Origin of the sequence: Streptomyces sp. NPDC127129 (genome assembly GCF_042671585.1) — a bacterium.
In the GTDB taxonomy this organism is placed as follows: Bacteria; Actinomycetota; Actinomycetes; order Streptomycetales; family Streptomycetaceae; genus Streptomyces.
Genome location: NZ_JBHXTV010000013.1, coordinates 104326 through 117010, shown reverse-complemented (window position 1 = coordinate 117010; position 12685 = coordinate 104326). Strand labels below are relative to the sequence as shown.

13 protein-coding genes are annotated in these 12685 nt (G+C 72.9%); 4 read left to right on the top strand and 9 right to left on the bottom strand.

Going from position 1 to position 12685, the window contains the following annotated elements; genetic code table 11:
• Positions 1-60 precede the first annotated feature (60 nt).
• From ACFVGW_RS24665 to ACFVGW_RS24650, 4 genes are all read right to left on the bottom strand, one after another.
• Complete coding sequence (locus tag ACFVGW_RS24665) at positions 61-1170, bottom strand: TIGR04222 domain-containing membrane protein (RefSeq protein WP_385853499.1); 1110 nt, start codon at positions 1168-1170, stop codon at positions 61-63.
• 7 nt (positions 1171-1177) lie between these two features.
• On the bottom strand, positions 1178-2683 hold the full coding sequence (locus tag ACFVGW_RS24660; protein WP_385853498.1) for a DUF692 domain-containing protein: 1506 nt from the start codon (positions 2681-2683) through the stop codon (positions 1178-1180).
• Between the two features lie 108 nt (positions 2684-2791).
• On the bottom strand, positions 2792-3547 hold the full coding sequence (locus ACFVGW_RS24655; RefSeq protein WP_383227596.1) for a DUF4142 domain-containing protein: 756 nt from the start codon (positions 3545-3547) through the stop codon (positions 2792-2794).
• A gap of 112 nt (positions 3548-3659) precedes the next feature.
• Entirely contained in the window at positions 3660-4355 is a 696-nt protein-coding gene (locus tag ACFVGW_RS24650; protein ID WP_385853497.1) for a peptidyl-tRNA hydrolase, read from the bottom strand.
• A 70-nt stretch (positions 4356-4425) separates the two neighbouring features.
• Here ACFVGW_RS24650 and ACFVGW_RS24645 point away from each other — a divergent pair, with 70 nt between their 5' ends.
• From ACFVGW_RS24645 to ACFVGW_RS24635, 3 genes are read left to right on the top strand one after another with little or no spacing between them, the layout of a single operon-like run.
• Entirely contained in the window at positions 4426-5100 is a 675-nt protein-coding gene (locus tag ACFVGW_RS24645) for an AIM24 family protein (protein ID WP_383227591.1), read from the top strand.
• Entirely contained in the window at positions 5097-5939 is an 843-nt protein-coding gene (locus tag ACFVGW_RS24640) for an ATP-binding cassette domain-containing protein (protein WP_385853582.1), read from the top strand. The genes ACFVGW_RS24645 and ACFVGW_RS24640 overlap by 4 nt, the downstream gene beginning before the upstream one ends.
• Positions 5936-6586 (top strand): ABC transporter, encoded by a 651-nt coding sequence (locus ACFVGW_RS24635; RefSeq protein ID WP_385853496.1) that lies wholly within the window; start codon positions 5936-5938, stop codon positions 6584-6586. Before ACFVGW_RS24640 ends, ACFVGW_RS24635 begins: the two co-directional genes overlap by 4 nt.
• A 6-nt stretch (positions 6587-6592) precedes the next feature.
• Here the strand turns inward: ACFVGW_RS24635 and ACFVGW_RS24630 are convergent, their stop codons facing one another.
• From ACFVGW_RS24630 to zapE, 5 genes are all read right to left on the bottom strand, one after another.
• Entirely contained in the window at positions 6593-7486 is an 894-nt protein-coding gene (locus tag ACFVGW_RS24630) for a polysaccharide deacetylase family protein (protein WP_385853495.1), read from the bottom strand.
• A gap of 116 nt (positions 7487-7602) precedes the next feature.
• Positions 7603-8433: a PPK2 family polyphosphate kinase gene (locus ACFVGW_RS24625; RefSeq protein ID WP_385853581.1), complete on the bottom strand. Its 831-nt coding sequence runs from the start codon at positions 8431-8433 to the stop codon at positions 7603-7605.
• Between the two features lie 248 nt (positions 8434-8681).
• On the bottom strand, positions 8682-10040 hold the full coding sequence (locus ACFVGW_RS24620) for an alkaline phosphatase PhoX (RefSeq protein ID WP_385853494.1): 1359 nt from the start codon (positions 10038-10040) through the stop codon (positions 8682-8684).
• Positions 10041-10225: 185 nt separating this feature from the next.
• Positions 10226-10651 (bottom strand): OsmC family protein, encoded by a 426-nt coding sequence (locus ACFVGW_RS24615; protein ID WP_385853493.1) that lies wholly within the window; start codon positions 10649-10651, stop codon positions 10226-10228.
• Between the two features lie 33 nt (positions 10652-10684).
• Positions 10685-11800: a cell division protein ZapE gene (zapE, locus tag ACFVGW_RS24610; protein WP_383288789.1), complete on the bottom strand. Its 1116-nt coding sequence runs from the start codon at positions 11798-11800 to the stop codon at positions 10685-10687.
• Between the two features lie 36 nt (positions 11801-11836).
• On the opposite strand from zapE, the gene ACFVGW_RS24605 reads away from it, so the two are divergent.
• Positions 11837-12628: a pyrimidine reductase family protein gene (locus tag ACFVGW_RS24605; protein WP_383229109.1), complete on the top strand. Its 792-nt coding sequence runs from the start codon at positions 11837-11839 to the stop codon at positions 12626-12628.
• Positions 12629-12685 lie beyond the last annotated feature (57 nt).

Genomic DNA, 12685 nt, shown 5'->3' with positions numbered 1-12685 from the left:
GGGCACGGCCGCCACCCCGTCGTCCAGCTCCTCCGGCCGGTGTCGCGGGAATCGACCCGATCAGCCGCTGGAGCTGGAGCAGCTCGAACCGCTGGAGCTCGAACAGCTCGAACCGCTGGAACTGGAGCAGCTCGAACCACTGGAGCTGGAACACGAGCTGCCGCTGCCGGAGCTCGAACAGCTCGACCCGCCCGCCGAACCGCCGGAGCAGGCGTTCGCGGAACAGCCGCCGCCGAACCCGCTGTCCGTCCCGCCTCCGCCGCCGGAGCCTCCCGTGTTGCCGGAAGCGCCGCCGCAGCCGCCCGGGCTGCCCGGGGTGCCCGCGCACCAGAGCACCGGGAGCAGGACCGCGTCCGCGCCGGACGTGCCGTGCGTGTGGTGCGTGCCGTGCGGGCGGGACATGCCGGGCGTGGTGGCGGGCCGGGTCCTGGCGACGGGCATCCGGGCCGCCGCGATCAGCTGGGTCCGCAGTTCGGCATCCGGCACTCCGCGCAGTCCGCGCAGCGCCACCTGGTGCCCGGCGTCGGCGTCGTACACGTGGTCCCGGTGGTACTCGGCCGACGCGCGCCGGCCGCCGCGGGTGGCCCGGTTGGCGTTGTACGCGGAGCAGACGAGGGCCATGACGATGCCCGCGAAGAGGACGGGGATCACCTTGACGAAGAGCGGCACCTCGAACGGCTCGCGGTCGGCGCCCACGGTCAGGATGATCGAGGTGACGAGCAGTGCGACCGATCCGATGCCGAGGGCGAGGCACGCGCGCCCCCCGGCGCGCCGGGCGTCCGGGGCCACCATCAGGCCGCGGGCGGCGAGGCCGTCGCCGATCTCCTGGACGGCGGGGCTGCGCATCACCGCGAGGCGCAGCTCGTGCAGGGCGCCGCTGGGTGCGGCCGCGAACTGCTCCAGTACGGCACGGCCGACGTGGTCCCGGGCCCGCAGGTCGGGGCGGAGGACGACGACGAGGCCGGGACCGCCGACCCCGATCAGTCCCTCGGCGTGCAGGGCCGCCAGGGCCGTGTCCACGACCCGGGGCGGGCCGCCGGCCAGGAACGCGGCCTCCGCGAGGTCGTGGACGGAACCGCCGCGGTCCGCGCGGGCGGACCGGAGGCTGACGACGAGCAGGATGGAGCCGGTGATCACGGCGGCCCAGAAGATCAGTGCGATCAGGTTCATGAGGGCGTCACCTCCGTACGAGTGCGGCGCGGGCAGCGCGGATGAGCCGGGCGGCGGGGCGGGGCGGGCGCGTGTCGGTGCGCTCCTGCCACCAGCGGGTGAGGCGGCGCCGGGCGTCCGGGTCCTCGGGGCGTCCGGCGACGAGCAGGTGCTCGACGAAGGCGAGCGCGTCACGGCGGTAGCCGCCGGTCATGGGGCGGGACCTGGCGTACGAGCGGAACCAGGGCCGGTAGTCGTCGCCGAGGATCTCGGGGAGCTCGGGCGCGATCTTGGCGATCACGTCGGCCCGCTTGCCGACGAGGGCCCGGCTCTGCACCCCGACCCGAACCGGGTCGAACCCCTCGGGCACGGGCGTCCCGGCGACGAGCGCCGACAGCACCGCGGCCTGCGCCACGGCGACCCGTTCCCGTGCGCCCGTGTCACGCGGGCTGCCGGAGCTCCCGGGCGGTGCGGTGAGGCGGGTGGCTCCGGGCTCGGCGACGCCGGGCTGTCCGTCGGCGCCCCCGGGTGCCGCGGCCGCGGACTCCGCGGGCCGCGGCTGAGGCATCGGACCGCCGGACGGCTGCGAAATCGGACCGCCGGACGGCTGTGGCATCGGACCGCCCGAGACCCGGGCGCCCGCACCGATCAGCAGCGCGTGCCCGGCCTCGGGTGCGGTACCGGCCGTCGCCGTCTCGGCGCCGGCGGTCCCGGCGACGGCGAGACGGTCCCTGATCGTCGTCAGTTCGGACGCCAGCTCCTCGGGCGCGGGGAAGTTGTCGTCCCGTTCCAGCAGGACGCCCGGCGGGGAGACCCGGGACGCCAGCTCCGACAGGATGTCCAGGACGGGCTCCGGGACCGGGTGGGCGTGGGTGTCGTGCCAGACACCGTCGCGCATGAGGCCGCCCGCCACGTGGACGTACGCGATCGCCTCCACCGGGAGCTCCGAGAGCGCCTTCGACGGGGACTCGCCCCGGTTGACGTGGTTCGTGTGCAGGTTGGCCACGTCGATCAGGAGCCGTACCCCCGTACGCTCCACCAGCTCCGCCAGGAACTGACCCTCGGTCAGCTCCTCGCCCGGCCAGGAGATCAGCGCCGCGATGTTCTCCAGGGCCAGCGGCACGGGGAGCGCGTCCTGCGCGATCCGGACGTTCTCGCACAGCACGTCCAGCGCGTCCCACGTGCGCGGCACGGGCAGCAGGTGGCCCGCCTCCAGGGCCGGCGTCGCGGTGAGCGCGCCCCCGGCCCGGACGAACGCGATGTGCTCCGTGACCAGCGGCGCCCCCAGCGCCGTCGCCGTCGCCGCCAGGTCGGCGAGCCGTCCCGAGTCCGGCCGGTCCGCGCCCCCGAGGCCCAGCGAGACGCCGTGCGGGACGACCCTGACCCCGCGCGAGCGCAGCCGCGTCAGCGAGTCGGGCAGATGGCCCGGGCAGACGTTCTCCGCCACGACCTCCACCCAGTCGACGCCCGGGAGCGCCTCGACCGCGTCCGCGATCTCCGGCCGCCAGCCGATGCCGATGCCGAGTTCCGTCATGTCCCCCTCCTTCAGTCCCCCACGTGATGGCCCCGCCGGGCACGTTCGAATCCAGTCAGGGGGACGTTCAGAGGTTGATTTGAGGTTTCGGCTGCGCCGAGGGGGTGCCTACGGCTCCGAGTGCGGCGTCACGATCCCCGCCTCCGGCACCGGACGCGAGGTGAACGACTGGTCGGTCCCGGACGGCACGGCGGGCGTGGGGGGCGCGGGCGAGGGCACGACCGGCGGGCCCGTGGGCGGCGCCGTCTTCCGGCCGGCCGCCTCGTTCGCGATCGCGTCGTGGTCGACCATGCCGGTGGCCTCCAGCATGGTGATGTGGTCGAGGACGGTCTGGTTCGCATCGCTCGCCAGCTGCCGTATCAGGGTGTTGCGCGTGGTGTGCCGTACCTCCGCGACCAGCGCGAACACCTTGCCGTGCGCGTTGCGCAGGAGGTTGGCGAACTTCCGCTCGTACTCCTGGCCGCTCGCCGCCGTCAGCTCCCGCAGCCACCCCTGCTGCTGTTCCGTCGGCTGGTTCGGCAGCTCGACGCCCAGCTTCGCCGCCACCGTGCGGGCCCGCCGGTCCAGGTCCGTGTGGCCGACCACGAGATGGTCACCGCACTCCACCATCGCCTTGCTGGGGGCGCGCTCGATGGCCTGCTGGCCGGCCGGGAGCTCCCAGAGGCCGGCCAGCCGCACCTTGACCAGGAAGTCGCGGTCCGTGGCCGAGAGCGGCCCCCACTGGGTGGCGACGCTCGACGCGTTGAGGTTCGCCTGGCCGGTTCCGGAGCGGTCGGCATAGGACCAGACGGGGAAGGCGAGCGCGCCGACCGTCGCGACGAGCGCCGCGATGATGAGTGCCGTCCCGTTGACGCGTAGCGACAAGGTGTCTCTCCCGTACGTTCGAAATATCGGTCACCGGAACTGAACCGGCAAAGAGGGTTCCGTTCAACCCGCTTGGCGGTATCGGGAGATACGTACTACGGGACGGGCGTGTTCAGTCGCCGAGCGAACCGAGGGCGGGGAATTCGGACACGACCGTGCACGAACCGGGAGCGATCTCCGTGAATCCGGCGTCGCGCACCACCGGCAGACCGCTCGTGGTCAGCTCCGCCCAGCGCGCCGGATCGGCCGTGCGTACGGACAGCGGGAAGCCGGCCTCGCGCCACGCCTTGCGGTCGGACTCCGGCATCTCCCACCACAGCAACTGCGCGCCGTGCCCCGCCTGGGCCATCGCCTTGCCGGCGGACATGTCCAGTTCCGGGTTGAACCAGAGGAGCGCCGCGCCCGGGCGCGGGGCGGCGGGAGCGGCCGGGTCCTCCAGATCGGTGCCCGAGACCTGGAGCTTGGCCAGCTCCTTGGGCCAGCCGTCCAGCGGGACCGGCGGGAAGACCCGCACCTCCGCGGCCTCACCCGTCACCGTGATGCCCGGGAGCGCCTCCGCGCGCCGCCACTCCGCGCCACGCGCCCGGCGCACGACCTTGCGGATCCGGGCGTCCTGCCAGTCGGTCATGATCCGGGCCCACGCGCCGTCCCCCGACGAGCGCTCGTCGGCGAGGATCTCCAGGACGGCGCGGGCGGCCGTCTCCAGGGCGTCGGTACGGGCCGGGGGCTCCGCCCGCTCGATCCGTACCACCAAGGGGAGGACGAACTGGGGCTTCTCGTCGCGGATGTCGGTCTCTTCGCTGCTCACCTGGCAAGTCTGCCACCGCCCGCAGGGACGCTTCTTGGAGGAATGGACGGTTCCGGGACAGGATGCCCCCATGAAGAGCGACCTTTTTGCCGGCGAGAACCTTGCCGAGACCGCCACGTTCCCCGGGATGACCCTGCAGAACGCCAAGTGCGTCAAGTACGCCGTCAACGGCGAGATGCAGGCGCGGCAGGGCTCGATGATCGCCTTCCGGGGCAACCTCCAGTTCGAGCGCAAGGGCCAGGGCATCGGCGGCATGCTCAAGCGAGCCGTCACCGGCGAGGGCCTGGCGCTGATGGCCGTGCGCGGTCAGGGCGAGGCCTGGTTCGCGCACGAGGCGCAGAACTGCTTCATCGTCGACATCGAGCAGAACGACGCGTTCACCGTGAACGGCCGCAACGTCCTCTGCTTCGACTCCACCCTCAGCTACGAGATCAAGACGGTGAAGGGCGCCGGCATGACCGGCGGCGGCCTCTTCAACAGCGTCTTCACCGGCTACGGCAAGATCGCCCTGATCTGTGAGGGCAACCCGATCGTCATTCCCGTCACGCCGCAGTACCCGGTCTTCGTCGACACCGACGCTGTCGTCGGCTGGAGCCACCAGCTGCAGACCTCGCTCCACCGCTCGCAGTCCGTGGGCTCGATGATCCGCGGCGGCTCGGGCGAGGCCGTCCAGCTGAAGCTGGAGGGCGAGGGCTTCGTCATCGTGCGGCCCAGCGAGCTCACTCCGCAGAAGACGTCGAACTGAACCTGGCACGGGTGGGACGCCGGTACGGCCTGCGCGGCCCGTGGGTCCTGCGCGAGGTCGAACTCGGCCTGTCCGCGGGGAGCCTCGTCAGGATCACGGGCCCCAACGGCACCGGTAAGTCGACGCTGCTCCGGCTCCTCGCGGGCATCGACGCGCCGACGGAGGGCCGGATCACCGGCAGGCCCCGGCGCACGGCGTACGTCCCCGAACGCTTCCCGGCCACCCTGCCCTTCACCGCGCGCGGCTTTCTGACCCACCTCGGGCGGGTCCAGGGGCTCGGCCGGGCGGAGGCGGCCGCGAGGGCGGGGGAGTGGCTGGAGCGGTTCGGCGCGGGGCACTTCGCCGGCACCCCGCTCGCCGAGCTCTCCAAGGGCAGCAGCCAGAAGGTCGCCGTCGCCCAGGCCCTGCTCGCGGGGCCCGATCTCCTGGTCCTCGACGAGGCGTGGACGGGCCTCGACACGGGCGCGCGCGAGCAGTTGGACCGCGCCGTCCGCGAGCGGGTCGCGGCGGGCGGGACGGTCGTCTTCGTCGACCACGACCCGCGACGGCTCGCGGGCGAGGCCGACACCGCGTTCACGGTCGAGGCGGGGCGGGTACGGCCCGGGACCACGCGACGCGAGGACGGCCCGCGGACCCGCGCGCGGATCGTCGCCTCCGGCGGCCGCCCGCTCCCCGGCGGGCTGCCCGGCTCCCCCTCGTACGAACCCGGACCCGACGGCACGACGGTGTACGCGGTCGACACGGCGCACTCCGACACGACCCTGCGGGCCCTGCTCGAAGCCTCATGGCACATCCACGAACTGACGACCACCGAAGCCCTCCGGGCAGGACGGGTATGACCGCACTCCTGCGCTACCGGACCGACCTGCTGCTCCGCTCCCAGAGCTGGCTCGCGCCGGTGCTGCTGTACGCGGTGTTCCTCGGCGTCGGAGTCCAGGCAGGGGAGCCCGTGCTCGGCGCCCTCGGCTACGCGGCCGCCGCGCTGCTCCCCGTGACGGCCTGGCTCGTACGGATCTGTCTCGGCCAGGAACCGCCCGCCGCCCGCCACGTGGTGGCCGCCGCGGCCGGACGGGAACGGGCCCATCTCGCGGCGGTCCTCGCCGCCGTGGCCTGCGCGGCGCTGCTCGGCGTCGTCGCCGTCCTCGGCGTGACGGCGATGAGCGACCTCCGGCAGACCGACCCGGTCCGGGCCGGGACCGCCGGGCTTCTCGCCGTCACGGCCTGCGTCCTGACGGGCGCCGCCGTGGGCGCCCTCACCACCCGGCCGCTCGTCCGCTCCCGAGGCTGGTCCCTGGCCGCGCTGGTCCTCGGCTCGCTCCTGGCGCTCGTGACGCCCGGCTCACCGGCGCGGCACGCGGTGACGGCCCTGGTCACCGCCTCCCGCACCGCGACCGTCACGCTCCCGTGGCCCGCCCTCGCGGTCGCCCTGGCCCTCGCCGCCGCGGCGACGGCCGTGAGCACCAGGGCGACGGCGTGGCGGGAGTGAGCAGGCCTAGGGCGTCCGTTCCGCCATCAGCTCGGAGACCTTCACGAAGCGGTAGCCCCTGGCCCGTAGTGCGGGGACGATACGGCGGATCGCCTGTTCCGTGACGGGCGCCGCGCTGCGGGTGCAGTGCATGACCACCAGCGAGCCCGGCTTCACCCCGTCGAGGACCTGCTCGGCCACCGCGTCGCCGTCCTTCGCGAAGGCGTCGCCGCTGACCACGTCCCACTGCACGGCCGTGACCTTCGCGGGCGCGAGCGCGCGCAGGGCCCGGTCGTCGTAGCAGCCGCCGGGGAAGCGGAAGTACGGGACGACGTTGCGCGCCCCGGCCTTCCGGAACGCCTCGAAGGCCCGCTTCACGTCGGCGGCCATGTCCTGCTTCGCCACCGTCGGCAGGCCGTAGCAGGGTGTGGCGAAGGCGTAGTGGCTGTACGAGTGGTTGGCGATCTCGAAGCGGGGGTCGGTGCCGATGGACCGGGCCTGGTCCGGGTACTCCTCGGCCCACCGGCCGGTCATGAAGACCGTCGAGTCGACCTTGAGCCTCCGCAGGGTCTCGATCAGCCGCGGGTTGTCGAAGCGCTCGCCGGCCGCCGCCCGTGGCCCCTGGTCGGCCGTCATGTCGGCGTCGAAGGTGAGCGCGACGACCTTCTCCGCGCTGTTGCCCCCGGTCCTGGCCGCCCGCTCGAAGACCGGAGTGAGCCCTCCCGGCCCGGGCGCCATCGTCGGCGGAGCCTGGCGCACGACGGCGGGCTGCCCGGGAGCGGCGCCGGCGCTCGCGCTCGGGCTCGCCCCGGACGGCGAGTTCGACGGCCTGGCGGACGGACGGTCAGGAGCCGCCGCCGTGTCGGCGGCGCCCCCGCCGCAGCCGACGAGTACGGCACCCAGCAGAGCAAGCGCCGACATTTTTCGTACAGAAGTGGTCACGAACGGAAGTTATCCGATGATCCGAGCGCAACGGTGACGGCTCGACAGCAACCCGGCGCGAGTCCACGCGAGCGGAACCTCGGCTCGCCGGCGGCTCAGCCCGCCAGCAGCAGTCTCCGGCTCTCCGCCACGTCGAAGTCACCCGGCGGGTACCGGGGGTCGAGTGCCTCCAGATGTTCCAGGAGCAGCGCGCTGATGGCCCAGTTGCGGTACCACTTGCGATCGGCCGGCACCACGTACCAGGGCGCCGCCTCGGTCGAGCAGCGTTCCAGGGCCAGTTCGTACGCCTCCTGGTACGCGGGCCACAGCGCGCGCTCCTCGATGTCGCCCCTGTTGAACTTCCAGTGCTTCTCGGGGTTGTCGAGGCGCTCCAGGAGCCGGGCGCGCTGCTCCTCGTACGAGATGTGCAGGAAGACCTTGACGACCGTCACGCCGTCGTCGGCGAGGGACTCCTCCCAGCGGTTGATCTGGCCGTAGCGGCGGCCGAGGTCGCGGCGGGGCACCAGCTCGCGGACGCGGGCGATGAGGACGTCCTCGTAGTGCGAACGGTCGAAGATGCCGATCTCGCCCGGCACCGGCAGGGCCCGCGCGATCCGCCAGAGGAACGGATGGCCGCGCTCCTCCGCCGTGGGCGCCTTGAACGCGCGGATCCGACAGCCGGAGGGGTTGAAGTGGCCGATCACATGCTTGACCGTGCCACCCTTGCCGCTGGTGTCCATGCCCTGGAGGACGAGCAGCAGCCGGCGGCGGTCGCCGGCCGTGCTCGCCGCGTACAGCCGCTCCTGGTACTCGGCGAGGCGGGGTGCGAGCAGGGCCGTCGCCTCGATCCCCGCCGCCTTGCCCGCGGGTCCGGCGGGGATGTCCGAGGCGGAGTACGTGGCGAGGTCGACGGGCTTCCCGACGGGCACGCGCAGCAGGTCCCGCAGGACCGGCTGCTTCTTCGACCGGAGCCGTCCGGATCCGTCCTTCGACGCGTCCTTCCTCGACGAGTCCTTCTTCGACCCGTCCTTCTTCGACCCGTCCCTCTTCGCCCGGCCCTTCTGCTTCTCGCCGGGCTCCTTCTCCCGCTTCCGGTCCTTCTTCGCCACCTCGCCACCCTTCCCGTCCACCCCGCGCCTTCCCCCCGATCCTGCGACGGAACGGGGGGACGCGCGACCGCTGGCTCCCGGCTACGTCAGCACCACGGGCCGGTCACCGCGAACGTCGTGCCGGGCGTGTAGCAGTTGACGTACATCGTCCGGCCGTCCGGGGAGAACGTGACACCCGCGAACTCGCCCCACTCCGGCGCCTGGGGGGTGCCGATGTTCTGCGCGCCGCGTGCCACCGCGTACACCTCGCCCCGGCGGCTCAGCCCGTACACGTGCTGGGCTCCGTTGCCGTCCTCGCAGACCATCAGCCCGCCGCTCGGGGCGAGGCAGATGTTGTCCGGCGACTCACCGGGCAGCTGGATGTCGGTGCTCGGGCCGAAGACGACGACGAGCGTCAAGCGGCGCCGGTGCGGCTCGTACTTCCACACCTGGCCGAAGTGGGTGGCGCCGGAGCCGTCGCCGGTGCGAGCGAAGGAGGAGACGAAGTAGACGGACCGCCCGCCCCAGTAGCAGCCCTCCAGCTTCTGGGCGTGCGTGATGCCCTTCGGCCCGAAGTCCTGGTGTCTGATGGGGGTCTCGACGGCCAGGGGGTCCGGCACCGGCACCCACTCGACGCGGTCGAAGCTCGCCCCGGTCTCCTGGATCACGGAGAGGTCGGGCACGCCCGGCACCCGCATCGCCTGCAGCTCTCCGCCCGCGCGCAGCGAACCGTGGCCGCCCATCGGCACCTCGGGCAGGAAGCGGTAGAAGAGCCCGAACGGCCGCTCGAAAGCGTCCTCCGTCTCGTAGACGATCCCGCTGTGCGGGTCGACGGCGATCGCCTCGTGCTGGAAGCGGCCCATGGCCGTGAGCGGTACGGCTCCGGTGCGGTGCGGGTCGGCTCCGTCGACCTCGAAGATGAAGCCGTGGTCCTTGGTGTACCCGTTGGTCCCGGCCCTGTCCTCGGTCTCCTCGCAGGTGAGCCAGGTGCCCCAAGGGGTCGGCCCGCCGGCGCAGTTGACCGCGGTGCCCGCGATCGCGACGCGCTCGCCGAGGACGTTGCCGCGGCCGTCGAGCGTGAGCGCCGTACAGCCGCCCTTGCCGGCGGGGTCGTACGTCAGCCCGTCGACGGTCGGGACCCCGATGCGCCCGGTCGCCCGGTTCTCGTGGTTGCGGACCAGATGGACCCGCCCGCGGCGGCCGGCGAAGGCGCTCATGCCGTCGAAGTTGCTGGGGACGGGGCCCTCGCCGGAGCGGAGGGGGTCGCCCTCGCGGGAGAGGACCGTGTAGCGGAAGCCCTCGGGGAGGTCGAGGAGGCCGTCGGGGTCGGGGACCAGCGGCCCGTAGCCGGAGTGACCGCGAGCGGCCGACGTACCGGCGAAGAGTTCGGTGAAGGAGCCCGCGAAGGCGATGCCGGCGACGGACGCGCCGGTGCGGGACAGGATCTGACGTCGTGTTGCGGACATGAGGCAACCCACTGTTCCTGTTGGCGGACAGGTGTGTGCTGTGACGTGTGACCCGCATGTGTGTACCACGCAAGGTGGTGACAGGTGAACCATGCGGGCCACAACAGCCTCATGTGGCGCGGGTGATCGGTGTCCGGCCGGGTCTGCGACCGGTGTGCGATCAGGCCCGGGCAGGCAGGGCGTGATCAGGCGAGGACGGCGTCCAGCGTGATCGTCGTGCCGGTGAGCGCCTGGCTGACCGGGCAGTTCTTCTTGGCGTCCTCGGCCGCCGCCTTGAACTGCTCCGCGTCCAGGCCGGGGACCTCGCCGCGCACGGTCAGGTGGATGCCCGTGATGCCCTCGCCGGGCTGGAAGGTGACATCGGCCTTGGTCTCCAGGCGGGTGGGCGGGGTGCCCGCGCCGGCCAGGCCGTGGGAGAGCGCCATCGAGAAGCAGGAGGAGTGTGCGGCCGCGATCAGTTCCTCGGGGCTGGTCCTGCCGTTCGGCTTCTCGGCGCGGGCCGGCCAGGAGACCTGGTACTCGCCGAGGCCGGAGGAGTCGAGGGTGACGACGCCCTTGCCCTTGAGGAGGTCGCCCTCCCAGACGGTGTGGGCGTGACGGACGGTGGCCATGGTGTATCCCTTCGATCGGGTATGGCCCCCAACCTACTGCTCGACCAAGGCCTTCGCGTCTCGTGCCAGGGCCGTGAGCCGGGAGATCGCCCGGAAGTACTTCTTGCGGTACCCGCCCTTCAGCATCTCTTCACTGAACAGACGGTCGAAGGGGAGCCCGGAGGCGAGCACCGGGACCTCGCGGTCGTACAGACGGTCGGCGAGGACGACGAGCCGCAGCGCCGTCGACTGGTCCGGGACCGCCTGTACGTCCGTGAGACAGACCGCCGTCAGGTCGTCGGTGAGCGCGCCGTAGCGGCTGGGGTGGACCTTGGCCAGGTGGTCCAGGAGGTGCGGGAAGTCGTCGAGCGAGGCGCCCGGCGTCGCGTACGCCGCCTTGGCCACCTGCTCGTCGGAGTACGGTGCGGGCGCCTCGGGCAGACCGCGGTGGCGGTAGTCCTCGCCGTCGATCCGCAGCGGACGGAAGTGGGCCGAGAGGCCCTGGATCTCGCGCAGGAAGTCGGCGGCGGCGAACCGGCCCTCGCCCAGCTTGCCCGGCAGCGTGTTGGAGGTCGCGGCGAGCGCCACACCCGCCTCGACGAGCCGGCTGAGGAGCGAGGAGACGAGGACGGTGTCGCCCGGGTCGTCCAGTTCGAATTCGTCGATGCAGAGCAGCCGGTGGCCGCTGAGCGTGCGCACGGTCTGCTGGAAGCCGAGCGCGCCCACCAGGTTGGTCAGCTCCACGAACGTGCCGAAGGCCTTGAGTCCGGGCTCGGCGGGCGTGGCGTGCCAGAGGGAGGCGAGCAGGTGGGTCTTGCCGACGCCGTAGCCGCCGTCGAGATAGACGCCGCGCGGCCCGCTGGGCGCGGCCGGCTTCTTCGCGAACCAGCGGCTCAGGGCCGGGCGCTTCCCGGCGCCGGTGGCGTGTGCGCCGCCGAGCCCCTCGGCGAAGGAGCTCAGGGCCTTGACCGCGTCGGTCTGGCTCGGCTGGTTCGGGTCCGGGATGTACGTGTCGAAGCGCACCGAGTCGAACCGGGGCGGCGGGACCATCTCCGCGACGAGACGGTCGGCGGGGACATGGGGCTCCCGGGCGCAGAGGGAGACCGGAGCGGCTTCGGTGGAAGCCGCATCGGCTATGGCGCGGGAGGCGTGGGAGGCACGGGTCGACACAGTTCCCCACTCTATGCGCCGTGTCAGACTGCGAGGATGCGACGCCTGTTCCCTGTGACGGACATGACAGCCACCGACGACGCCGGTCAGGACACCTACGGTGACGGTGAGTGGTCACTCGACGAGCTCGCCGACGCCTACGCGTACCCCGATCTCGCCCCCGGTGAGACCTGGCTGCGCGCCAACATGGTCTCCTCCCTCGACGGCGCCGGACAGCACGACGGCCGCTCCCAGCCGCTCTCCTCCGACAGCGACATGCGGATCTTCGGCACGCTGCGGGGCCTTGCGGACGTGATCGTCGTGGGGGCGCAGACGGTACGGCAGGAGGGATACCGCCCGGCACGCGCGCGTGAGGCCTTCGCGGCCCGCCGGGAGGCCGCCGGGCAGGGCCCCGCGCCGGTGATCGCCGTGGTCAGCGCCTCCCTCGACCTGGACTTCTCCGCGCCGCTCTTCACCGAGCCGCTCGTACCGACCCTCGTGCTGACCGGTGCGGTGGCGCCCGCCGACCGGGTGGCCGAGGCGGGGAAGGCGGGTGCGGAGGTGGTGATCGCGGGGGACGGGCCCGGGGTCGAGCCGGCCCGAGCGGTCGCGGCGCTCGCGGAGCGGGGTCTGCGCCGTCAGCTGACCGAGGGGGGTCCGCGGCTCCTCGGGCAGTTCGTGGCGGCCGATGTCCTCGACGAGCTGTGTCTGACGGTCTCGCCGACGATGACGGCGGGCACCGCGCAGCGCATCGCCGGAGGGCCTGCGGTGGCCGTGCCGCAACGGTTCGCCGTGGCGTCCGTGCTGGAGGAGGCCGGGTTCCTTTTCACCCGCTACCGTCGGATCTGACAATCGGCGGAATTTGTCGTTCCGGTTAGCTTCCGCTGGGCACACTTACCCCCGTAG

Bases quoted from the DNA above. Each gene is read 5' to 3' on its own strand.
- ACFVGW_RS24630 (WP_385853495.1), bottom strand. From the start codon at position 7,486: ATGTCGGCGCTTGCTCTGCTGGGTGCCGTACTCGTCGGCTGCGGCGGG.
- ACFVGW_RS24665 (WP_385853499.1), bottom strand. From the start codon at position 1,170: ATGAACCTGATCGCACTGATCTTCTGGGCCGCCGTGATCACCGGCTCC.
- ACFVGW_RS24605 (WP_383229109.1), top strand. From the start codon at position 11,837: ATGCGACGCCTGTTCCCTGTGACGGACATGACAGCCACCGACGACGCC.
- ACFVGW_RS24635 (WP_385853496.1), top strand. From the start codon at position 5,936: ATGACCGCACTCCTGCGCTACCGGACCGACCTGCTGCTCCGCTCCCAG.
- ACFVGW_RS24620 (WP_385853494.1), bottom strand. From the start codon at position 10,040: ATGTCCGCAACACGACGTCAGATCCTGTCCCGCACCGGCGCGTCCGTC.
- ACFVGW_RS24615 (WP_385853493.1), bottom strand. From the start codon at position 10,651: ATGGCCACCGTCCGTCACGCCCACACCGTCTGGGAGGGCGACCTCCTC.
- ACFVGW_RS24645 (WP_383227591.1), top strand. From the start codon at position 4,426: ATGAAGAGCGACCTTTTTGCCGGCGAGAACCTTGCCGAGACCGCCACG.
- ACFVGW_RS24660 (WP_385853498.1), bottom strand. From the start codon at position 2,683: ATGACGGAACTCGGCATCGGCATCGGCTGGCGGCCGGAGATCGCGGAC.